Source organism: Micromonospora sp. NPDC049301, from assembly GCF_040678715.1.
Taxonomy (GTDB): domain Bacteria; phylum Actinomycetota; class Actinomycetes; order Mycobacteriales; family Micromonosporaceae; genus Micromonospora.
This window is the reverse complement of sequence record NZ_JBFAQO010000002.1, coordinates 444,195-465,623: the sequence shown is the minus strand read 5'-3', so window position 1 is coordinate 465,623 and position 21,429 is coordinate 444,195. Positions and strand designations below refer to the sequence as shown.

The 21,429-nt window shown below is 71.5% G+C and carries 18 protein-coding genes; 9 read left to right on the top strand and 9 right to left on the bottom strand.

Annotated features, from left to right (window positions below; genetic code table 11):
- The first annotated feature begins 28 nt into the window (after positions 1-28).
- Complete coding sequence (locus AB0K07_RS08335; protein ID WP_363751993.1) at positions 29-1,051, top strand: DUF4331 family protein; 1,023 nt, start codon at positions 29-31, stop codon at positions 1,049-1,051.
- 129 nt (positions 1,052-1,180) lie between these two features.
- Here the strand turns inward: AB0K07_RS08335 and AB0K07_RS08330 are convergent, their stop codons facing one another.
- Positions 1,181-1,411 carry a DUF2188 domain-containing protein gene (locus tag AB0K07_RS08330; RefSeq protein WP_363751990.1) on the bottom strand — a complete coding sequence of 77 codons (231 nt, stop codon included), beginning with the start codon at positions 1,409-1,411 and terminating at the stop codon, positions 1,181-1,183.
- Between the two features lie 104 nt (positions 1,412-1,515).
- The gene (locus tag AB0K07_RS08325; protein ID WP_363751987.1) at positions 1,516-2,163 is read right to left on the bottom strand and encodes a M23 family metallopeptidase; all 648 of its coding nucleotides are present in this window, start codon (positions 2,161-2,163) and stop codon (positions 1,516-1,518) included.
- A gap of 145 nt (positions 2,164-2,308) precedes the next feature.
- Between AB0K07_RS08325 and AB0K07_RS08320 the strand changes: the two genes are divergently transcribed.
- The 7 genes from AB0K07_RS08320 (at position 2,309) to AB0K07_RS08290 (ending at position 12,053) form a co-directional block, all read left to right on the top strand.
- Positions 2,309-4,711, top strand: coding sequence for a PEP/pyruvate-binding domain-containing protein (locus AB0K07_RS08320; RefSeq protein WP_363751985.1), 2,403 nt, complete (start codon positions 2,309-2,311; stop codon positions 4,709-4,711).
- Positions 4,712-4,739: 28 nt separating this feature from the next.
- Complete coding sequence (locus AB0K07_RS08315) at positions 4,740-5,405, top strand: hypothetical protein (protein WP_363751982.1); 666 nt, start codon at positions 4,740-4,742, stop codon at positions 5,403-5,405.
- Between the two features lie 53 nt (positions 5,406-5,458).
- Positions 5,459-6,040, top strand: a complete 582-nt coding sequence (locus AB0K07_RS08310) for a TetR family transcriptional regulator C-terminal domain-containing protein (RefSeq protein WP_363751980.1) — start codon at positions 5,459-5,461, stop codon at positions 6,038-6,040.
- Between the two features lie 63 nt (positions 6,041-6,103).
- Complete coding sequence (locus AB0K07_RS08305) at positions 6,104-7,303, top strand: low temperature requirement protein A (RefSeq protein WP_363751977.1); 1,200 nt, start codon at positions 6,104-6,106, stop codon at positions 7,301-7,303.
- Between the two features lie 101 nt (positions 7,304-7,404).
- Entirely contained in the window at positions 7,405-8,052 is a 648-nt protein-coding gene (locus AB0K07_RS08300) for an ATP-binding cassette domain-containing protein (RefSeq protein ID WP_363751974.1), read from the top strand.
- Between the two features lie 84 nt (positions 8,053-8,136).
- Positions 8,137-11,163 (top strand): FtsX-like permease family protein, encoded by a 3,027-nt coding sequence (locus AB0K07_RS08295; protein ID WP_363751971.1) that lies wholly within the window; start codon positions 8,137-8,139, stop codon positions 11,161-11,163.
- Positions 11,160-12,053: an ATP-binding cassette domain-containing protein gene (locus AB0K07_RS08290; protein ID WP_363751969.1), complete on the top strand. Its 894-nt coding sequence runs from the start codon at positions 11,160-11,162 to the stop codon at positions 12,051-12,053. Before AB0K07_RS08295 ends, AB0K07_RS08290 begins: the two co-directional genes overlap by 4 nt.
- Before the next feature lie 68 nt (positions 12,054-12,121).
- On the opposite strand, the gene AB0K07_RS08285 is transcribed toward AB0K07_RS08290, so the two are convergent.
- Both AB0K07_RS08285 and AB0K07_RS08280 read right to left on the bottom strand, forming a co-directional pair.
- Entirely contained in the window at positions 12,122-13,105 is a 984-nt protein-coding gene (locus AB0K07_RS08285) for a hypothetical protein (protein ID WP_363751966.1), read from the bottom strand.
- On the bottom strand, positions 13,102-14,382 hold the full coding sequence (locus tag AB0K07_RS08280; protein ID WP_363751963.1) for an MFS transporter: 1,281 nt from the start codon (positions 14,380-14,382) through the stop codon (positions 13,102-13,104). Before AB0K07_RS08280 ends, AB0K07_RS08285 begins: the two co-directional genes overlap by 4 nt.
- A gap of 221 nt (positions 14,383-14,603) precedes the next feature.
- Between AB0K07_RS08280 and AB0K07_RS08275 the strand changes: the two genes are divergently transcribed.
- A complete protein-coding gene (locus AB0K07_RS08275) occupies positions 14,604-15,980 on the top strand; it encodes a DNRLRE domain-containing protein (protein ID WP_363751961.1) in 1,377 nt (458 codons plus the stop codon).
- Between the two features lie 63 nt (positions 15,981-16,043).
- On the opposite strand, the gene AB0K07_RS08270 is transcribed toward AB0K07_RS08275, so the two are convergent.
- The 5 genes from AB0K07_RS08270 to AB0K07_RS08250 form a co-directional block, all read right to left on the bottom strand.
- The gene (locus tag AB0K07_RS08270) at positions 16,044-17,033 is read right to left on the bottom strand and encodes a zinc-dependent alcohol dehydrogenase family protein (protein ID WP_363751958.1); all 990 of its coding nucleotides are present in this window, start codon (positions 17,031-17,033) and stop codon (positions 16,044-16,046) included.
- A complete protein-coding gene (locus AB0K07_RS08265) occupies positions 17,030-17,884 on the bottom strand; it encodes a carbohydrate ABC transporter permease (RefSeq protein ID WP_363751956.1) in 855 nt (284 codons plus the stop codon). The genes AB0K07_RS08270 and AB0K07_RS08265 overlap by 4 nt, the downstream gene beginning before the upstream one ends.
- Positions 17,881-18,849 carry a sugar ABC transporter permease gene (locus AB0K07_RS08260; RefSeq protein ID WP_363751954.1) on the bottom strand — a complete coding sequence of 323 codons (969 nt, stop codon included), beginning with the start codon at positions 18,847-18,849 and terminating at the stop codon, positions 17,881-17,883. The genes AB0K07_RS08265 and AB0K07_RS08260 overlap by 4 nt, the downstream gene beginning before the upstream one ends.
- A gap of 62 nt (positions 18,850-18,911) precedes the next feature.
- A complete protein-coding gene (locus tag AB0K07_RS08255) occupies positions 18,912-20,273 on the bottom strand; it encodes a sugar ABC transporter substrate-binding protein (protein WP_363751952.1) in 1,362 nt (453 codons plus the stop codon).
- 53 nt (positions 20,274-20,326) lie between these two features.
- On the bottom strand, positions 20,327-21,088 hold the full coding sequence (locus AB0K07_RS08250) for a DeoR/GlpR family DNA-binding transcription regulator (RefSeq protein ID WP_363751950.1): 762 nt from the start codon (positions 21,086-21,088) through the stop codon (positions 20,327-20,329).
- Positions 21,089-21,429 lie beyond the last annotated feature (341 nt).

Sequence of the window (21,429 nt, the reverse complement as noted above, 5' to 3'; positions counted from 1 at the left end):
CAAGTCCGGCAGCACCGGGAGTGAACTCATGTCGCACCACCTCGACACGCCCCTCGCCGCCCAGAACGGCCAGCTCTACATCAACGACCTGTACGTCTTCAACGGTGACCGCTCGACCGTGTTCGTCATGGACGTCAACAGCTCGGTGACGAAGGCCGACATCAAGCGCGGCTTCCACGCCGAGGCGCGCTACGAATTCAAGATTCACGTCAACGGCGGGGAGTTCGAGGAGATGACCTACCGGGTGGCGTTCGGCGAACCGGACGGCGCCGGGAAGCAGACGCTGATGGTCTACGAGCTCACCGGAGCGGATGCCCGCGACGACGCCGCGATGGGCACCCCCGTCGTCGAGGGTCGGACCGGGGAGGTGTCGAGCGGTGGGAACTTCCGGATCTGGGCCGGGCGGATCACCGACCCGTTCTACATCGACCTCGGCCAGCTCGCGACCGTCAACGCCGCGTTCAAGAACGGCGCGAAGCTCGACCGCTCGGCGTGGAAGCCCGACGCGGCCAAGAACAGCTTCGCCGGCACCACCGTCGAGTCGATCGTCCTCGAGGTCTCCCAGGATGAGCCGATGCTGCGCGACGGCACACAGATCGGTGTCTGGTGCACCACCAAGCTGGCGACCGACGCCGGGGGGTGGCGGCCGATCAACCGTGGCGGCCACCCGATGATGTGGCCGATCTTCTGGCCCACCGACACCGACTTCTCCAACCCGGCGAACGCCCGGCACCCGAGCAACGACCTCAAGGAGGACGGCGAGGAGATCGCGTCCGCGGTCGCGCGGGTGGTCGCGGCGAACGGGACCGCGCCCGATCCCGAGGCGTACGGCTGGAGCGTCGCGCGGGCGGTGTATCCGGACGTGCTGTCGTACCAGGTCGGGACGGCGGCCAACTACGGCTTCGCGGTCCGCAACGGTCGCACGATGGCCGACAACGCACCCGAGGTGATGTTCTCCCTGGTGCTGAACACCGGCATGACCTCCGGCCTCACCTCGGACGTGACCAAGGCCGCCCGCGCCGACACGTTCCCGTACGTGGTGCCGGCCTGATCGGTCCTCCTCGGCCGCTATCCGACGCGGCGGGTCAGGCTCCAGACAGCCCACGCTCGGCCGCATGCCGAAGCGGACCGGCCTCCTCGGTCGTACCGAAGAGGCCGGTCCGCGGGGGGCTGGAAGCTGTCAGCCCTCGATGTCTCGCGGGTCGCGGCTGCGCGGGTAGGTGTTCTTCTCACCGATCGTGCCGTCCTGCTTCTTGATCACGTGCTCGACGCCACGGTCGGCGGCCATCTCGCGACCCTGGCCCTGCGCGTCGGCCTTGGAGTCGTGCGTGCTGCTGGCCCGCTCGTTGCCCTCGGGCCGGTTCTTCCACTGCCCGTCCTCGTGGTACGTGTCGACGTCACCCTTGACCATCGCCGGCTCCTCCCTGCGTCTGAACTGTCACCACACCAGTTGCCCGGAGCCGTTCTGGGACAAACGTGGGCTGCTCGGTCCTCAGCAGACGGTGCCGCTGGCGGTCACCCGGGTTGGCAGTTGTTGCTCGTCCGCTTGACGATGTGCTCGCGTTCGTCGGTGGTGATACCCGAGGGCTCCCCGTCGAAGTGCGTCTCGACCTTGTCCCAGCCTCGGCGCTGCTCATAGTGCAGGTGGGGGGCGCCGGAGTTGCCGGTGCTGCCGAGGCGGCCGATCTGGTCGCCCTGGGCGACGCGCTGACCCACCCGGACCAGCGGCGGTTCGAGCAGGTGCAGGTACTGGGTTTCCCACTTGCCACCGTGGTCGATCTTCACCCAGTAACCGCCACCGCGACCGCGGGGGCCCTCCGGGTTCTCCGGGTTACGCCCGCCCACCGCGCCGTTGACGCCCGCCTCGGTGACCGTGCCGGCGTAGGACGCCAGCACGGGCCGCCCCCACGCCTCACCCTCGGTCGGGAACAGGTCGACGTCGTAGTCGTCGTGGCCGGGGTAGGTGCTGAGCTGCCACGTCTCGCCGCAGCCGACCGGGAGTTGGAAGAGCGGACGCGGGCCTGGCGGTCGCAGCAGGGGCACGACGACGAGGGCGGCGGCGAGGGCGGCCACGACCGCGACGAGGGCGACGAGAAGCCAGGTGATGCGGCGGCCGCGGACGCGGCGGTGCGTGCGGATTCTGGTGAGCTGGCCGGTCGTCACCGCACCGAGCATGGCAGACCGCGGCAACGCCCCGGCACCGGGTTACCACTGCCGTTCCGGCCGCACCGACGTCACATTGCAGTCGTATCGCCAACCGGGTACGGTGGATGCAATGCAGTTGCATTGCATAGGGAGAAGGCCCCAGATGCACGTGATCGCGCTGTCCGAGGCAACCGCCGACATGATCGACCTGGTGGGTGGCAAGGCGGCCGGGCTGGGCGAGCTGATCCGGCTGGGCGAACGGGTCCCCGACGGGTTCTGCGTCACCACCGAGGCCCACCGGCACGGCGTCATCCCCCAAGCGGAGATCGTCGCCGCGTACGAGCGGCTCGGCGCGGGCGCTGTGGCGGTGCGCTCCAGCGCCACCGCGGAGGACCTGCCGGACGCGAGTTTCGCCGGGCAGCAGGACACCGTCCTGAACGTCGTGGGCGCCACCGCGCTGATCGCCGCGATCGGAAAGTGCTGGGACTCTCTGCACACCGTCCGCGCCACCGCCTACCGCGACGCCCGCGACATCGATCAGGAGGCGGTGCGGATGGCCGTCGTCGTGCAACGCATGATCACACCCGCGGTGGCGGGAGTGCTGTTCACCGCGAACCCCCTGACGGGCCGCCGCGACGAGATGGCTGTCGACGCGGCGCCGGGGCTCGGCACGACGGTGGTGGACGGCGCGACGACCGTGGACCACTACGTCCTCGACGGCGTCACCCGGGACGACGCGGGATGCCTGACGTCGGCGCACCTGGAGGAGCTGCGGACCACGGGTGAGCGGGTGCAGGGTCACTTCGGCTGCCCGCAGGACGTGGAATGGGCGATCGACGGAGGCGGCCTGCTGTGGTTGCTCCAGTCCCGGCCGATCACCAGCCTTTTCCCCCTCCCTCCGGAGACCGCGAAGCCCCTCCCCCGGGTCTACCTGGAGTTCGGCCACGTTCAGGGCATGCTGCAACCGGTCACGCCGATGGGCATGTCCACACTCCGGTCGCAGGTCGCGGCGATGCTCGCCTCGCTCGGCATCCGGGTGGAGATCGTCGACATCGGTGGACGCCTCTACGGTGACCTGACCGACCTGGCCCGGAGCAGGTCGTCCCGCCAGCGGCTGGTCAAGCTCATGGCCGTCGACTTCGGGCCGCGGGCACAGACGGTGATGGAGCACGTCCTGGCGGATCCGCGGTTCGCCCCGACCACGGGCGGCAGCCAGCGCGGCGCCGCGGCAGGGGCCGCGTCCCTGCGCACGGCCGGCCGCGCGGTGGTGGGCATCCTGCGCGCGCTGGCCCGCCCCGACGCGGCGCGGGTCCGGATGTTCCAGGCGATCGAGCAGATGAGAGTACGGTCGGCGGCACCCGACGACCTGCGGACCGCCGCCGACCGACTGCGCTTCCTACGGGCGCGGGACACCGACGACAGCGCCGACGACATCATGTGGCCCATCGTGACGGGGATGCTCGCCGCCGCGTTGCCGGCCTCGCTGCTCAAGGGCGTCGCGAGCCCGGACGAGATCCACAGCGTGCTGGGCGGGATGCCGCACAACGTCACCATCGAGATGGATCTGGCACTCTGGCAGCTGGCCCGGAACGCGGGCGAGCATCGCCAACTCCTGCTCGACACCCCGCCGGACGAGTTGGCCGCGCGCTACCTGCGCGGGGCGCTGCCCGACATCGGGATCGCCGCGTTCCTGGACGCCTACGGTCATCGCGGCGTCGCCGAGGTCGACCTCGGCGTGCCGCGCTGGGCGGAGGATCCGGCGCCGGTCTTCGCGGCCATCGCCAACTACCTGCGGGTCACCGATCCGCGGCAGGGGCCCGACCAGCGCTTCCAACGGGCCGCCGCGGCGGCCGAAACCGCGTTGGAGGAACTGGTCGCGCGGGCCCGCCGTCGCCGGCCGGTACGCGGCCGCGTCGCCGGGTTCCTGCTCCGCCGGGCCCGGTCGCTGGCCGGCCTGCGCGAGGCTGGCAAGTTCGCCGGGCTGTACCCGCTGCGGGAGACGCGCCGGCAACTGCTGCTGATCTGCGCCGAACTGAACGCCGCCGGCCTGCTGGACCAGCCCGACGACATCATGTTCCTGACCCTGGACGAGGCCGAGACGGCGGTGCACGAGGGCACCGACCACCGGGCCACGGTGGCTTCCCGCCGGGCCGTGCACCGCCGGGAGCTGCGCCGCAGGTCCGTACCGGTGGCGCTGCTGTCCGACGGCACCGATGTCGAGACCGTCCTGCCGGCGGCGCCCGCCCGCGACGGCACCCTCGCCGGGGTGGGCGCGTCGGCGGGCCGGGTGACCGGCCCCGCCCGGGTCGTGCACGACCCGGCCACCGCCCACGTCGAGCCCGGCGAGGTCCTGGTCGCCGCGACCACCGACCCCGGCTGGACCCCGCTGTTCCTCACCGCCGCGGCGCTGGTCACCGAGACCGGCGCGATCATGGCGCACGGCCCCACGGTGGCCCGGGAGTACGGCATACCCGCCGTCATCTGCGTGCCCGACGCGACCCGGACCATCTCCACCGGCCAGGTCGTCACCGTCGACGGCGGTGCCGGAACCGTCACCGTCCACTGACCGCCGCCCACGACCCCGAGGACGAGCAATGACCGACATGAAGGCCCCGGCCAGGACGACGGTAGATCCGCTGCTGCGCCGGGTCGCCGCAATGGAGGCAGCGATGTGGCGCAGCCTCTACGTCTGGGCCCGGCGCCGGCCGCTGCCGCTGGGCCCGGGCGACGACCCGTTCGGCTACCTCGGCGTGGTCAAGCCGATCCTGGGCATCTTCATCGGCCTGTCGGTCGTGGAGATTCCGATCTTCGACCTCATCGTCACCCACGTGGTGCCGTGGCGGCCGGCCCGCTGGATCGTGCTCGGCCTGGGCGTCTGGGGTCTGCTCTGGATGGTCGGTCTCTACGCGAGCATGAAGATCCACCCGCACATCGTCGGTGACCGGGGCCTGCGGGTACGGCAGAGTTCGGGCATCGACATCTGGATCCCCTGGACGGACATCGAGGCCCTGCGCAAGCGGTACCGCTCGTTGCCCTCCAGCAGGTCCATCCAGGTCGAGCAGGAGGGCGAGCGCCGGGTCCTGTTCATCTCGGTCGGCAGCCAGACGAGCATCGACGTCGTGCTGCGCCGGCCGACGGCCTTCGACCTGCCGAAGGGCCGCTCGGAGCCGATGGACGAGTTGCGGCTGTACGCCGACGACCCCGACGGCCTCCTGCGCAGCGCACGCGGCACCCCCGCTCCCGGAGCCGTCAGCCGGTAGCTGCCGCCCGTCGGCGCAGTGCCCGGGCCACCCACTCTGAAATGATCGAGGTCATGCCCAAGAAGGTCGATCACCAGGAGCGACGCACCCTCATCGCGGACGCGTTGATGCGGGTCGCCGCGGACCAGGGCCTGGAGGCGGTCAGCCTCCGTCACGTGGCTGCCGAGGCCGGCGTGTCCGCCGGGATGGTCCAGCACTACTTCCGTACCAAGGACGAGATGATGGCGTTCGCGTTGGCCGTGATCCGCGAGCGCAGCCAGATCCGGGTCACCGAGGCGTTGGCGCGGCTGGGCCCGGACCCCTCGCCTCGGCTGCTGCTGCGCACGATGATCGCCGCCCTGTTGCCGCTCGCCGAGCGGACCCGCGACGACGGGCGGGTGGCGCTGGCGTTCCTCGCCTACACGGCGGTGCGGCCGGCGGCCGCGCCCAGCCTGCGCGAGGACACCGTGCGGCTGGTCGGGTTCATCGCGAGCGTCCTCCCCGGTCGGGACGCCGACGCCGCGGCTGCGGGCCTGCTGGCGTTGATGGAGGGGCTGGGCGTCTATCTGCTGGGTGGGCAGTACACGGCCGAGCAGGCGCTGAGGGCGCTCGACGCCCACCTCGACCTGCTCTTCGGCTCGTCGACGGGTGCCTGAGCAGCCGTTGACAATTGGCGCATCGACCGTCGGATGCGGTGGTGAACGGACGAGGATGAGCTGATGAGCCGCGTCCTTCGATCCCGGCCGGTGCTGGTGGAGGAGGCGCACCGGGCGACCACCTTCGAGATCTTCTTCGACCTGGTTCTGGTCTTCGCCCTGACGCGGCTGATCGGGTTCATGGCGGAGTCGCTGCGGCCGCTCACCCTGTACCAGGGGCTCCTGCTCCTGCTCTGGTTCTGGTACGCCTGGAGTTGCTACACCTGGCTGGCCAACCAGGTCCGCGCCGACGTCGGGGTGGTGCGGACCGGGATGATCGCGGCGATGGGCGCCATCTTCGTGGCGGCGCTGGTGATTCCAGAGGCGTGGCAGCACGAGGGCGGGGCGCTGAGCCCGCCGCTGACCCTGGCCGTCGCCTACACCGTCGTACGAGGGCTGCACCTCGCCCTCATGTTCTACGCCTCGGCCGGTAACGGGCAGTATCGCCGCCAGACCTGGCGCTTCGCCGTGTCGACAACACTCGCGTGGGCCCCGCTGATCGCGGGTGCCGTGCTCGGCGGCACCGGGCAGACCCTGTTGTGGACCGTGGCCTTCGTCATCGACTACGGCGGTGGCCGGATCGCCACCGCCGCCAGCTTCGGGGAGGTGCGCAGCGGGGCGCACTTCGCCGAACGCCACGGTCTGGTGCTGATCATCGTGCTCGGCGAGTCCCTGCTGTCAGCCGGGGCCGGCATCGGGTTGACGGTGATCCACCTGCCGGTGCTGGTCGCGGCGACGTTCGGTTTCGCCGCGACGGTGTGCCTGTGGTGGCTCTACTTCGTGGGCGTCGCGCCGGCCGCAGCCAAGGCGCTGAGCGCGGCGCCCCGGCAAACCAGGCAGCGACAGCGGTTGGCCTCGGACGCGTACACGCTGGCGCACCTGCCGCTGGTCGCCGGGGCCCTCTACCTCGCCCTGGGCATCCACCTGGTGCTCGCGACAGTGCAGGAGCAGGCAGGACCGGGGCACGCCGACGGCGAGCCGCTGGGTTGGCTGGTGACGATCGTGCTGTACGGCGGGACGGCCCTCTATCTCGTCGGCCGGTTCCTGTTCCTGCGGCTGACGGTCCGCACCTCGCCGGGTCAGCTCACCGCGATCGGCGTGACGCTGGTGCTGGTTCCCGTAGCCGGGATCGTGCCCGCACTGGCGGCCATGGGGCTGCTCACCGCCTTTCTCGCCACCCTGGTCCTGTACGAGAGGCTGACCTTGACCGCGCGGGTCGACTGACGGCGTCGCGCCGCACACCACCGCGGATCGACGAGGATTGTGCCGAGTCGACCCCGCGTGGCAGTCTGCGGGTCGTCGGGGCCGGAGGGGGCGGTTGCAACATGTTGACCATCCACGAGGTGACTGTCGGGTACGGCGGCGCGCCACCCGTCCTCCGGGACGTTACGGTGGCGGTCCGCCCGGGTCGGGTGCTGGCGTTGACCGGCTCGTCGGGCGCGGGCAAGACCACCCTGCTCAATGCGATGGCCGGGCTGCTGCGGCCGCGCGACGGCGCGGTGACCGTCGACGGGCGGACGCTGCGCGACCGTGACGACGCGGTGGGCCGTCGCATCGTCCTCATCCCGCAGGACAACGGGCTCGCCCCGATCCTGACCGCTGCCGAGAACGTGCAGGTGGCCCTCGTCGCCGACGGCGTGGCACCGCCCGAGGCGCGCCGGCAGACGGCCGCGACGCTGGCTCAGCTGGGCCTGTCCGGGCAGGCCGACCAGCTCGTCGAGGAGCTGTCCGGCGGCCAGCAGCAGCGGACGGCCATCGCCCGCGGTCTGGCGCTGCGCGGCGGCGTGCTGCTGGCCGACGAGGTGACCAGCGAGCTGGACGCGGGCAACCGGCAACGGGTGCTGGACCTGCTGCATGGCGAGGCCCGGCGGGGGGCGGCCGTCGTGTTCGCCACCCACGACGCGGAGGTGGCCGCCGCCTGCGAGGCGGAACTTCACCTCGGGGACGGGCGGGCGGAGATCGTGCGCGGTTGAGAGGTTCGCTGTAAGTCACCGGTCGGTATCGATCCGCGTACGGGGGGCGGTGGCTGGCCCGGCCCCTCGATACCGTGACCAACAATGTTGGCCGTCATCTGGGGCGCGCTCGCGGCCCGCCGGGCCCAAGCCCTGGCGGTGCTCCTGCTCGCGGTGCTCGCCAGTGCCGCCGCCGCGGCCGCACCCAGCTACGTGGCCGCCGCCGGGCAGGCCCTCGCCAGCAACGAGCTCTCCACCGCCGAGCCGGACGAGCTGCGACTGCGGCTCGTCGATCCCACCGAATACCCGGGCATGCCCGGTAACCCCGAGCGGGGCGTGTTCGGCGCTCAGGTCGCGCGGCTCACGCCGGCCGGGTTCGAGGTCGTCCTCGGCGCGCAGAGCGGTGGCGTCGCCGCCGGCCCGGCCGGGACGGTGACCTCCAACCTGATCTTCCGGGCGCAGGTCTGCGAGCGGGTCGTCGTTGCCGGCGCGTGTCCCCGGTCCACTCCGAAGGGCCAGCTACCCGAGGTGATGGTCAGCACCAACACCGCAGCCCACCTGGGTGTCGCAACCGGCGACCAGTTCACATTCGGCGCGGTGCCGGTGCGCGTGGCCGGTGTCTACCGGCCGTTGGACGCCTCCGACCCGTTCTGGCTGGGCGACGAGTATCTTCGGCCACCCGCGCCGGGTCCGGCGTCCACGTCGGCCGTGGGCAGCTCCCAGGATGCCATCTTCACCGCCGAGTCCTCTCCCCTGGTCGACGATCAGGTCATCCTGTACCGATCGACGGCCGACGTGTTCGTCACCGAGCAGCTGCTGCGCACCCGGTCGGTGGAGGCCCTGCGGTCGACCGTCGCGGCGGTCACCCGCGACGGGAGCCGCGAGGGCGTCGGTGCGGGCACCGCTCTGCCGGAGCTGCTCGACCGTGTCACGCTCCAGCGCGGGCAGCTGGCCGCCGGCGTGACGCTGGGTGCCGGGCTGCTCGTCCTGCTCAGTTGGCTGGTGTTGTTCGTGGCGGTCAGTTCGGCGGCGGACGAGCGTCGACCGGATCAGGGCCTGCTCCTGCTGCGCGGGGTCCAGCGCCGACGGCTGTGGGCGCTGGCGCTCGGCGAGCACGCCGTACCCGTGTTGGTGGCGATCCCACTCGGCTGCCTGGTCGGCCTCGCCGCCGCCAAACTGCTCGCCGCGCACACCCTGTCCGCCCATGCCGACGTCACGTTGAGCGCGACCGCGATCGGCTACGCCGCCGTCGGCGCCGTCGGTGCGCTGGCCGCGGTGCTGCTGGCCCAGGCCCGGACCATGTCCGCGCCGGTCGTTGACCTGCTACGTCGGGTGCCGGCACGGATGCGGGGATGGCGAGCGACTATCGGTGACATCGCCGCGCTGACCGTCGCCGTGGCCGCCGTGGTGCAGTTGCGCTTCGGCGGTTCACCCTCCGGGCTGGCGCTGTTGGCACCGGTCGTCGGTGCGCTCGCGGCGGGCGTCCTGCTGGCACGGGTCGCCATGATCGCTGGGGCGGCGGTGGGCGCGGCGCTGCTGGCACGAGGCCGGACCGCGTCCGGTCTCGCCCTCGTCCAGGTGGCCCGCCAGCCACGGTTCCGGCCGCTGATCGCACTGCTCACCGTGGTGATCGCGATGCTCACCTTCACCGCCGCGACGAACGAGGTCGCGTCGGCCGCCTACTCGGATCGGGCGACCGTCGAGGTCGGAGCACCCCGCGTGGTCGGCGTCGACGCGTTGTCGCATCGGCACCTGCTGGAGTCCGTCCGGGCCGCCGATCCCGAGGGCCGCTTCGCGATGGCCGCCGTGGTGAAGGAGGTGGCCACCGGAGCTGGCACGTCGGTGCTCGCCGTGGATTCCGATCGGCTGGCGACGGTGGCGGCGCCGCACCCGTCATATGGCGTGGCCCTGACTGACGTCGCACGAAACATCCGCCCCGAGCCGCCGGGGGCACCGGTCCTGCTGCGGGGGCGTCTGCTCACCGTCGTCCTCTCCGCCAGCTACGACGAGGCCGCCTTCGGCGGCAACCGTGTCCGCCTCTTCGTCTCGGTCGCCAGCAGGACCGGCACCCGCCGGATCACCGCCCACAAGGACCTCAAGCCCAACCTCCGCGAGTACCTCGTGCACGTGCCCGAGTGCGTACCGGAATGCCGGTTGGTCAACCTTGAGATCGTCGCCCCGGTCACGCCCGATCAGTTGACGGTGCGCTTCGACGAGTTGCGCACCGGTGACGGCGACGCGGCACGGCTGACGGGAGCGGAGTTGGCCGATCTGAGGCGGTGGAGGCTGTCCGATCCGGAAGACACCTATCTCTCCGCTGGGAGTGGTGGGGATGCCGCGCTGGTCCTGGGCATGGTGGAGGGTCGGCGGTCGAAGCCGACCACCATCGGGGTGGTCGACGCACCGCTTCCGTTACCCGGTTGGCTGACCCGGTCCAAGGGGACACCCCTGCAGCGGAGCCATCCGTACGACGGGATCGACGGGACACCCACCCAGGCGTCCGTCGAGGGCCTGGCGGACCGGCTGCCGCGGCTCGGCGGATCCGGCATGATCGTCGACCTGGAGTACGCCGACCGGCTCGCCGTCGCCGGCCAGACCGGCGTCAAGGAGGTCTGGTTGACGCCGACGGCACCCGCCGACACGCTCGACCGGCTGCGGGCACAGGGTCTGGTCATTCGGTACGACCGGAGGATCGCCAGCGTGCGACAGGGGTTCGACCAGCAGGGTGCGGCGTTGGCGTTGCGATTCAACCTGTTCGCCGCGTTGGCCGGGGTCCTGATCGGGGCGGCCGGTCTCATCACAGCGGCAGCTGCCGAGCAACGAAACCGGGTCGCGATGCTGGTGGCACTCCGGCGGCAGGGGCTCCCCGCACGCGCCGTCCGCGGCGGCTACGGGTGGCCGGTCGGCGTCGCCACCGTGTCGGGCGGTCTCGCCACCCTGTTGATCTGGCTTCTGACCCGGAGTGGGCAGCGCATGTTCACTGACGGGCGTTCGCCGGTCCCGTTGCCGGACTGGCCGGACATCGGCCGGTTGCTGCTGTTCGCGGCGCCCACCGTCGCGCTCTTCGCCGTCACCGCGGCGGTGCTCGGCCGGTTCGTCGCCGCCTCAATTCGTCGCCGGACCGGCCGATGACCACCGCACCGCCCGCTGCGGGAGTACCGGTCACCTGCCACCGGCTGATCCACATCTACTCCACCGGGACCGGCGACGTGGTCGCGCTCTCGGGTGTGGACCTGTCCATCTCCGCCGGTGAGATGCTCGCGCTGGTCGGCCCGTCCGGCTCGGGCAAGTCCACTCTGGTGTCGATACTCGGCGGTCTCATGCGACCCAGCGCCGGACGGGTGTACGTGGGTGAGCACGACCTGTCCCGGCTCTCCCCGACCGGTCTGGCCGCCCTTCGCGGGCCCACCGTCGGCACCGTGCTGCAGGGTGCCGAGCGCAACCTGCTGCCGTACGTGTCGCTGTGGCGCAACATCTGGTTGGCCCAGCGGCCGGCGGCGCGGATCGCCGGACGCCGGCTGGATCCGCCGGAGGCGATCCTGGAGCTCGTCGGTCTCGCCGGTGCCGGCGCGCGCCGCTCCGGCGACCTGACCCCAGGGCAGCGTCAGCGGGCCGCACTGGCGCAGGGGCTCGCCGCCGGGCCCGGGTTGCTCCTCGTCGACGAGCCGACCAGTCAGCTCGACGGGGCCGGCCGGGACGAGGTGCTCGGGGCGCTGGCCACCATCAACTCCGAACGAGGGACGACCGTTGTCGTGGTGACCCACGACGGCGACGTGGGTGCCCGGCTGGGTCGAGCCGTCACCATCCGGGACGGCCGGGTGGGCGCCGAGGGCCGGGACGGCCGGGACTTCGCCGTGGTGGCCGGGGACGGCACCATTCAGTTGCCGCCGGAGACGCTGGCGGCCTTCCCCGCCGGGACGCTCTTCGAGGTCGACCACTCCGACGGATCGATCACCCTACGCGCGACGGCGACCCCGCCGGCCGGCAGGGGCCGCCTTCCGACGACGAAGGACGGCCCCTGATCCGGTCTGCTCAGCCCGCTCGCAGCGGCGGCGGCCGTACGTCCACTCACGACAGTCGAGGTGCCACGTCAGGTCAGCGGCGACGGGGATTCGGCCCCGGGCACCAGCAGCTTCGGCGCGCCGGTGCCGTCTGCCGGGACGGCCCACACGTCGGGCCGGCCGTCGCTCTGCCGCAGCGTGTAGGCAAGCGTCCCGGCGTCCAGCCAGGCCGCCTGGTCGTCGACGCTGGCCGTCTCCGCCGTCGCGGTCACCCGCATGGTCGCCAGGTCGAGGACCGACAGCCGCCACCCCTTCCCCGGGTCGGCGTCGAGGGCCTCCTTGAAGGCGATCCGGGTGCCGTCCGGTGACAGCGACGGGCACTCGACGTTCTCCTTCACCGTCTCCACCCGGCGGGCGGTGACGTCACCCCGCACGAGGTACCGCTTCCCGGCGGTGGACATGGTCGCGTAGAAGACGTTGTCGTCGGCGGTGAAGGTGACGCCCCAGTAGTTGACGTCGGGGTTGCGGTAGGCGCGGCCGTCCCGGGTGACCGCGAACTCCTCCAGCGACGTCACCGTGGCGCCGGTGGTGGTGTCGAGGATCCCGGTACGGGTGGAGAACCCGCTGCTGGTGTAGGAGTCGCCGCCCACGAACGTCGTCCAGGAGACCATCCGGCCGGAGGCGGAGACCCGGGCCCGGTTGGGCAGGCCGGGCACGGCGACCGACCGCGTCGGGCGGAGCGCGGCGTCGAGCACGACGACCTGGTACGTCCAGGGGGTCTCCGGCCTGAGGCACACGCCGGTGCCGGCCGCGGCGTACACCCGCAGGCATTCCAGGCCGGACACGGTGCGTGGCCCGGTGGGGTCGGCCGTGGCGACGGAGGACACGTGCCGGTCGGTGACCGTCAGCAGGCGCGGCCCGGGTGCCAGGGTGACCGCCTGGTCGGCGCCGGCGGCGGGCGGCGGGGGCCGGTCCGGTTGCGCGGCCGTGGCGGCGTAGCCGGCCGCCACGGCGCCGAGCAGCACCGCCGAGGCGGTCACCACACCGAGCTTCGTTCGGGTCGACATCGTCATCGGGACACCTTCCGGGTGAGCAGTCGGGACGGCGAGGCCAGCAGAAGCACCGTGGCGACGAGGACGACGGCCACGGCCAGGGCCGCGACCCGGATCGCGGTCTGCGGGCCCCACACCTGCCAGGCGAGACCGAACAGGACCGAGGAGACGAGGTACGCCAACGCCTGCCCGGTCTGCACGAGCGCGATGCCGGTGGTCCGCAGCCGTGGTGGCAGCACCGGCCCGGCGAGCGCGATGAGCACGCCGTCGGTGGCCGCGTAGAACGCGCCGTACAGCGCCAGTGTCAGCGCGAGCACCGGCCAGCCGTCGACCGGGCCGGCCAGCAGCAGGTACGTCACGCCGAGGGCCGCGTAGCCGCCCACCACCACCGGCAGCCGGCCGATCCGGTCGGCGAGCACACCGAGTGGGGCGGCGAGCACCAGGTAGGCCAGGCTGGTCCCCACCGCGAGCAGCGGGAACCACCGCAGGCCGAGGTCCTCGCGGCGTTGCAGCAGCAGATAGACGAAGCCGTCGCCGATCGTGGCGAGCCCGAGCAGCGCCGCTGCCAGCAGCAGGCGGCGGGCGGGCCGGCTGCGCAGCAGACCGAGCGCCTCGCGTACGGAGACCTTCGGGTCGTCCGGGCCGTCCGTCGGTTCGCCGGACGGGCGCTCCCGGACGAAGAGCACCAGGACGACGACGGCCAGCGCGGCGACGCAGAAGCTGGTGACGAAGACCGCGTCATACGACTGCCCGACGGCCAGCAGCACCGCGAACGCGGCGAGCGGCCCGAGGAACGCGCCGACGCTGTCCATGGCCCGGTGCACCCCGAAGGCCCGGCCGAGCGCCTCGGGTGGCGTCGACAGGGTGATCAGCGCGTCCCGCGGTGCGCTGCGGAGGCCCTTGCCGAGCCGGTCGACGGCGATGACGGCGCCGATGGCCGGCACCGACCGGCCGGCGAGCAGCAGGCCGAGCTTGGCGACCGCCGAGAGCGCGTAGCCGACGCCGGCGACCAGCTTGCGCCGACGGAACCGATCGGCGACGAAGCCGCCGACGACGCGCAGCAGGGCGCTCGCGCCGGTGTGGACGCCGTCGAGCACGCCGAAGGCCAGGGGGCTGAGTTGCAGGCCCAGCACCAGGTAGAGCGGCAGGACGGCGGTCACCATCTCGGCCGACACGTCGGTGATCAGGCTGACCGTGCCCAGGGCGACGACGTTGCCGCTGACCAGGGCCAACCTGCGGCGGGGCCGGCCGGAGGCGGGCGGATTCCCGTCCGGTCGGGAGACGGTCGACAGGTACACGAGCATCTCCTCGAATCGGTGGCCGACGGTCAGCCATCGTGGCGATCGAGCGGAGGGGCCACAAGGGTCCGTCGGGGGCGAGCGGGCATGTGGTGGGTGAACACCTCGGTAATATCGGAATGTTTCGCTGCTTGAGCGTACTGTTCAAGTGGCCGTAGTCCGCCGGTTCGGCGACCCTCCTACGTTCCTTGCGCTTCACAAACGCAGAGAAGGGGTCCTGGATGGACATTCGATTCCCTCGCCCGTCGGTGACGCTCGGCGCGGTCGCGGTGCTGGTCGCCGCCACCGCCGCCGTCGTCGTGAGCGGCGCAGGAGCAGCGTCGGCGGCGAGCGTGACGTTCACGCCGGTCGCCGACACCTACGTCCAGAGCGACACGACGTCCACCAACTACGGCACGTCCACGCAGGTCGTGGCCGACAACTCGCCCGTCCGACGGTCGTTCCTGCGCTTCACCGTGAGCGGCGTCAGCGGCACGGTGACCACGGCCAAACTGCGGCTGCGCACGATCAGCGGCAACAGCGGCAGCGACGCCGGTGGCACGTTCCGCCGGATGTCCAACACGACCTGGTCGGAGACCGGCACCACCTGGAGCAACCAGCCGGCCATCGACGGGGCCACCCTCGGCTCCATCGGGGCGGTCAGCGGCAACACCTGGTACGAGCTCGACGTCCGGGCAGCGGTCACCGGCAACGGCACGTACAGCTTCGGAGTGACCTCCGCCAGCGGCGACGGCGCCTACTACGACTCGCGGGAGAGCGGCGCCGACGCACCGCAACTGGTCGTCACGACCGGGACCACGCCGCCGCCGTCGGGCGACCCGGTCCTGGTCGGGGTCGGCGACATCGCCAACTCCGGCTCCGGCGACAGCGCCACCGCGGCGCTGCTCGACACCATCCCCGGGACGGTCTTCACCACCGGCGACAACGTCTACGACAACGGCACCGCGGCCGAGTTCACCAGCTACTACGACCCCACCTGGGGCCGGCACAAGGCCCGCACCCGCCCGACGCCGGGCAACCACGACTACAACACGTCGGGCGCCACCCCCTACTACACCTACTTCGGCACCCAGGCCGGCCCGAGTGGCCGCGGCTACTACTCCTACGACCTCGGCAACTGGCACATCGTGTCGCTGAACTCGAACATCAGCATGTCGGCCGGCTCGACCCAGGAGCAGTGGCTGCGCGCCGACCTGACGGCCAGCAGCAAGCCGTGCACGCTGGCCTACTGGCACCACCCGCTGTTCACGTCCAGCTCCAACCACGCGCCGTCGACGTCGACGCGTCCGCTGTACCAGGCCCTCTACGACCACAACGCCGACGTGGTCGTTTGGGGACACAACCACGTGTACGAGCGGTTCGGCCCGATGAACCCGGCCGGTGGCGCCGACGCCAGCCGGGGTATGCGCAGCTTCGTCGCCGGGATGGGCGGTGCGAGCCACTACAGCTTCGGCACCATCCAGCCCAACAGCGAGGCCCGCAACAGCTCGGCGTACGGGGTCCTGAAGTTCACCCTGCACGCCGGCAGCTACGACTGGCAGTTCGTGCCGGTCGCCGGGCAGACCTACAACGACAGCGGCACCGGCAACTGCCACTGACCGGTCGATCCCGCTGCGCCGGTCACGGCGCAGCGGGATCGCCCGCCCGTCCGCACCGGCGGCCTACGGCCGAACCTGGATCTTGCGGCCGGAACCGGCGGCGAAACGGTCCAACGCCTCGGGGTAACGGTCCAGGCTCAGCCGGTCACTGATGAACACCTCCGGGTCGAGCACGCCCTGTGCGAACAGGTCGGCGGCCCGTTCGAAGCTGTGCAGAACGGCCATCGACCCGGTGATGGTGATCTCCTGGTTGTAGATCCGGTACGGCTCGATGACCGCGCGGGCGTCGTAGTCGGCGACGCCGAACTGGAGGAACGTGCCACCCTTGCCGACCCGGGTGAGGCCGTCCTGGATCGCGGCAACGTTTCCGGTGGCGTCGACCACCAGGTCCCAGCCGCGCGGCTCGTCCAGCTCGTCCGGGCTGGCGGCGGTGCGGGAGACGCCGAGGGTGCGGGCGGTGATCAGACGCTCCGGGTTGACGTCCACCACGTCCACGCTGGCCGCGCCGGTGCGTTTGGCGAGTTGGAGCATCATCAGGCCCATCGTGCCGGACCCGTAGATGAGCACGTGCGAGCCGAGTTGGGTTCGCAGCACGTCGTAGCCGCGCACCGCGCAGGACAACGGTTCGATCAGGGCGGCGTCCTCGGTGCGGACGTGCTCGGGCAGCCGGACGCAGTTGGCGACCGGAGCGACGGCGTACTCGGCGGCGCCGCCGGCGACGGTCACCCCGATGGCGGCCCAGCGCTCGCAGAGGTTGCTGCGCCCGAGCCGGCAGTAGTGGCATTCGTGGCAGTAGAGGGAGGGGTCGACCGCGACCCGGTCGCCCACGGCCAACTCGGTGACGTCGGCGCCGAGCGCGGCCACCTCGCCGGCGAACTCGTGCCCGGGCACGACCGGCAAGGTGGGCGCGAACTCGCCCCGCAGGATGTGCAGGTCCGTCCCGCAGAGGCCACAGGCGGCGACGCGCACCACCACCTCGCGGCGGCCCGGGGTGGGATCCTCGACGGTGGTGACCTCGACCTTGCCCGGCGCGGTGATCACTGCGGCTCTCACTTGACGGCTCCCAACGACAGTCCCTGCACGAGTTTGTCCTGAGCGGCGAACCCGGCCGCGAGCACCGGCAGCGAGATGACGGTCGCGGCGGCGCACACCTGGGCCAGGAAGAGGCCCTGGCTGGTGACGAAGCTGGTGAGGAAGACCGGCGCGGTGCCGGCCACGACGCCGGTCAGCACCCGGGCGAACAACATCTCGTTCCAGCTGAAGATGAAGCAGATCAGGGCGGTCGCGGCGATCCCGGGGGCGGTGACCGGCAGGATGACCCGACGCAGGATGGCCGGCAGCCGGGCGCCGTCGAGCGCCGCGGCCTCCAGGATCTCGACCGGCACCTCGGCCAGGAACGACCGCATCATCCAGACCGCGATCGGCAGGTTCATCGAGGTGTACAGGATGACCAGCAACCAGATGTTGTCCAGCAGCCCGGCGGTCTGGGCGATCAGGTAGATCGGCAGCAACGCGGCGACCACCGGCAGCATTTTGGTGGACAGGAAGAAGAACAGCACGTCGGTCCACTTGCGGACCGGCTTCACCGCGAGCGCGTACGCCGCCGGGATGGCCAGTGCGAGCACGATCAGGGTCGACACGACGCTGGCGGTGACCGAGTTGAGCATCGGTGGCCACGGGCTCGCGCCGCTCGACGCGCCGAAGAACTCGCGGTAGCCGTCGAGGGTCAGCGGCGCGGTGAAGGCGGGCGGGTTGCGGGCCGCGTCCGCCTCGCTGTGCAGCGAGGTCAGCACCATCCAGCCGACCGGCGCGAAGAACAGCAGGCCGAGCAGCCAGGCGAGCAGGCCGAGCAGGGCGCCGCCGCGGCTGCGCGGCCTGCGAACGGCGACAGCGGGGGCAGTCATCGCTTCGTCTCCTCTCGGAACAACGACAGCACCACCCGCAACGCGAAGGTGGCGATGATGATCGAGCCGATCACCACGACAACCCCGGCCGCCGAGGCCCGTCCGTAGTCGTGTGCCTGGTAGAAGGTGGTGTAGATGGTGTACGGCAGGTTGGCGGTGCCGAGACCACCCGAGGTGATGGTGAAGACGGCGTCGAAGTTCTGCACGATGTAGATCGACCCGAGCAGCGCGCCCAGTTCGAGGTAGCGGCGCAGGTGCGGCAGGGTCACGTACCGGAACACCTGCCAGGGCCCGGCGCCGTCGACCCGGGCGGCCTCGAGGGCATCCAGCGGACGGCTCTGCAGGCCGGCCAGCAGGATCAACATCATGAACGGTGTCCACTGCCAGACGAGCGAGGCGACCACCGCCGGCAGCGGGAAGTTCGAGATCCAGTCCGGTTGCGGCGCGGCCACCCCGAACCAGTTCGCGACGACGGCGAGCATCCCGTTGAACAGGCCGTACTCCGGGTTGTAGAGCGCGTGTTTCCACAGCAGCGCCGCCGCGACCGGCACCACCAGGAACGGGGCGATCATCAGGGTCCGCACGATCCCCCGGCCCGGGAACGAACGGTCGAGCAGCAGGGCCAGCCCCAACCCGATCAGCAGACTGATGATCACCACCAGGACGGTGAGCAGGATGGTGGTCACCACCGAGCCGCGCAGCACCCGGTCCGAGGCGACCGCCGCGTAGTTGTCCAGACCGGTGAACCGGCGCTCGTCGGGATAGAGCGAGTTCCAGTTCAGGAACGAGATGACCAGGGTCGCCACGAACGGCAGCTGGGTCACCACGATCGTGAAGATCAGGGCCGGCAACAGCGGTGCCCGGCGGATCCACTGCTGCCGCCGCCACTGCCGCCGCCCGTCGGACGGGACGCGGGCCGGTACGTCTCCGGTCGCGCTCGCGGCCCGCAGGTCCACAGCGCTCATCGCTGCCTCCACTCCTGTGGTGGTGCCGGTTCCCGCCCGGCGGGACCGGCACCACCTGACGGTCACTTGCCGCGATACTTCTCAGCGACCTGCTCGGCGAGCCGCTGCCCGTCGGCGAGGGCCTGCTCGACCGAGGTCCGCCCGGCGATCGCCGAGCTGACGCCCTGCGACACCTGGGTGCCGAGGTCGGTGAACTCCGGGATGCCGACGAACTGGATGCCGGGCGCCGGCCGGGGCTGTACGCCGGGATTGCTCGGGTCGGCGGTGGTGATGGCCTGTTCGGTCACCCGGTAGAACGCACCCGCCGCCTGCTGGTACTGCGGGTTGGCGTACAGCGACGCCCGCTTGCCGTCTGGCACCTTGGCCCAGCCGAGCTGGCTGCCGACCAACTGCTCGTACTCGGAGCTGGACGCCCAGGAGATGAACTTCCACGCGTTGTCCGCGTTCCTGCTGGCCTTCTGGATGCCCCACGCCCAGGTGTAGAGCCAGCCGGAGCTGGCCGTCCGCTCCACCGGAGCCAGGGCGTACCCGGCCTTGCCGGCGACCGGCGAGGAGCTGGCCTCGATGGACCCGGCGGCGGAGGTCGCGTCGTACCACATGGCGACCTTGCCCTGGATGAAGTTGTTCAGGCACTCGGTGAAACCGGCCTGCGGCGCACCTGCCTCACCGTGCCTGCGGACGAGGTCCACGTAGAACTTCGTGGCCCGGGTGAACTCCGCAGAGTTGACCTGGGCCTGCCAGTCCTTGGTGAACCAGGTGCCGCCGAAGGTGTTCACCACCGTGGTGAGCGGCGCGAAGACCTGACCCCAACCCGGCTGGCCGCGCAGGCAGATGCCCTTCATCCCGGGCTGCGCCCCGTCGGCCTTCGCGGCCAGGTCCGCGACCTGCTGCCAGGTCGGCTTCTCGGGCATGGTGAGGCCCTTGGCGGCGAAGACGTCCTTGCGGTACATCAGGAAGGAGGACTCACCGTAGAACGGTTCCGCGTACAGCTTGCCGTCGGCGGCGGTCAGTGACGTCGTCATCGGCGGCAGGATGTCGCCCTGGTTGAACGCGCTGTCCTTGGCGACGAAGTCGTCCAGCGGGGTCAGCCAGCCGTTCTTGGCGTAGAACGGCACCTCGAAGTTGCTGATGGTGGCGACGTCGTACTGGCCGGCCTGGCTGGAGAACTCCTGGCTGATCTTGTCACGGACGTCGTTCTCCGGCAGGACGGTGTAGTTGACCGTGATGCCGGTCCGCTTGGTGAAGTTGTCCGCGGTCAGCTTCTGGATGTCCAGCATCTGCGGGTTGTTGACCATGAGTACGTTGATCGTCTTTGCGCCGCCGGCGTCACCTCCGCCACCGGCGCCGCTACAGCCGGCGGTCGCCAGGACGGTGGAGGTGGCCGCCAGGACGGCGACGGCGACTATTCGGGCACGATGCGGCACAACGAACCTCCCAGAGGGCAGTCGGTGATGGCGGTGTGGTGTGGCGGCGGGCGTCAGACCCGGATGACCTGCGGCCCCAGCGCGGAGTATCGGTGCGCCTCGGCGGCCCCGAGGTGGGCGTCGGTGACGATGGTGTCCAGATCGGCGACGTCCGCGAAGCGGCAGAAGCTGCTCGCACCGAACTTGGTGTGCAGGCCGACGAAGACCCGGCGCCGGGCGGCCCGCATGGCCCGGGACTTGACGTGGGCGACGGCCGGGTCGGGCGTGGTCAGCCCGTGGTCGCGGGTGATCCCGTTGGCGCCGACGAAGGCCAGATCGATGACGAAACCGGCCAGCATGTCGCCGGCCCAGTGGTCCACAGTGGCGAGTGTCCGGCCGCGAACCCTGCCGCCGAGCACCAGGACGGTCATCGCCGGGGCGGCCGCGAGGCCGGCGGCCGTGATCAGCGACGCGGTGATCACCGTGAGCTGCCGGTCCCGGGGCAGCGCCTCGGCGATCAGTTGGGGGGTGAACCCCTCGTCGATGAACACCGTCTCCGCGTCCTCGAGCAGACCGACGGCGGCGGCGGCGATCCGACGCTTGTCGTGCACCCGCCGGGTGGTGCGCACCGCCAGGCTGCTCTCGAAGCCCGCGCTCTCCACCGGGTAGGCCCCGCCATGGGTACGCCGCACGAGCCCGTGCTCCTCCAGGACCCGCAGGTCCCGACGGATGGTCTCCGGCGCTGCCGCCAGCTCGACGGCGAGCTTGGCGACCAGCACCTGACCCTCGGCGCGGACCAACTCCAGGATCCGATGCCGCCGCCCCTGAGCCTGCATCCCGCACCTCCTCGGCTGGCACCGCTGCGTCTTCGTCCTGTCTAGCACCGGCGCATCGATGTGGCGAGGCTCACAGCGGGCGCACGGACGCCCGGATTGTGCCCGGGTCGGACGCGCGCCCTGGCGTTACGACCTGACATCCGGCGATTCGAGGCCGTGACCCGCTGACCGAATCGGCCCGGTCGTCGGCCCGTTCGGTGACCGATCTTGCGGGAACCACCCTCGCCGACGTTGCGAAGACAGCCCCGCCCGTGGGTCCCGGGTCGGGGCGAGCCTTTGGGCGAGGCAGAGCCGCCACCGGCCCGAGGGCCTGCCCAAAACGCTGTCGAGCTGCCCCAGTT

Excerpts from the sequence above, each read along its gene's own strand:
- AB0K07_RS08335 (WP_363751993.1), top strand. The coding sequence starts at position 29 with ATGTCGCACCACCTCGACACGCCCCTCGCCGCCCAGAACGGCCAGCTC.
- AB0K07_RS08330 (WP_363751990.1), bottom strand. The coding sequence starts at position 1,411 with ATGGTCAAGGGTGACGTCGACACGTACCACGAGGACGGGCAGTGGAAG.
- AB0K07_RS08320 (WP_363751985.1), top strand. The coding sequence starts at position 2,309 with ATGCACGTGATCGCGCTGTCCGAGGCAACCGCCGACATGATCGACCTG.
- AB0K07_RS08315 (WP_363751982.1), top strand. The coding sequence starts at position 4,740 with ATGACCGACATGAAGGCCCCGGCCAGGACGACGGTAGATCCGCTGCTG.
- AB0K07_RS08310 (WP_363751980.1), top strand. The coding sequence starts at position 5,459 with ATGCCCAAGAAGGTCGATCACCAGGAGCGACGCACCCTCATCGCGGAC.
- AB0K07_RS08305 (WP_363751977.1), top strand. The coding sequence starts at position 6,104 with ATGAGCCGCGTCCTTCGATCCCGGCCGGTGCTGGTGGAGGAGGCGCAC.
- AB0K07_RS08300 (WP_363751974.1), top strand. The coding sequence starts at position 7,405 with ATGTTGACCATCCACGAGGTGACTGTCGGGTACGGCGGCGCGCCACCC.
- AB0K07_RS08295 (WP_363751971.1), top strand. The coding sequence starts at position 8,137 with ATGTTGGCCGTCATCTGGGGCGCGCTCGCGGCCCGCCGGGCCCAAGCC.
- AB0K07_RS08290 (WP_363751969.1), top strand. The coding sequence starts at position 11,160 with ATGACCACCGCACCGCCCGCTGCGGGAGTACCGGTCACCTGCCACCGG.
- AB0K07_RS08285 (WP_363751966.1), bottom strand. The coding sequence starts at position 13,105 with ATGACGATGTCGACCCGAACGAAGCTCGGTGTGGTGACCGCCTCGGCG.
- AB0K07_RS08275 (WP_363751961.1), top strand. The coding sequence starts at position 14,604 with ATGGACATTCGATTCCCTCGCCCGTCGGTGACGCTCGGCGCGGTCGCG.
- AB0K07_RS08265 (WP_363751956.1), bottom strand. The coding sequence starts at position 17,884 with ATGACTGCCCCCGCTGTCGCCGTTCGCAGGCCGCGCAGCCGCGGCGGC.
- AB0K07_RS08260 (WP_363751954.1), bottom strand. The coding sequence starts at position 18,849 with ATGAGCGCTGTGGACCTGCGGGCCGCGAGCGCGACCGGAGACGTACCG.
- AB0K07_RS08250 (WP_363751950.1), bottom strand. The coding sequence starts at position 21,088 with ATGCAGGCTCAGGGGCGGCGGCATCGGATCCTGGAGTTGGTCCGCGCC.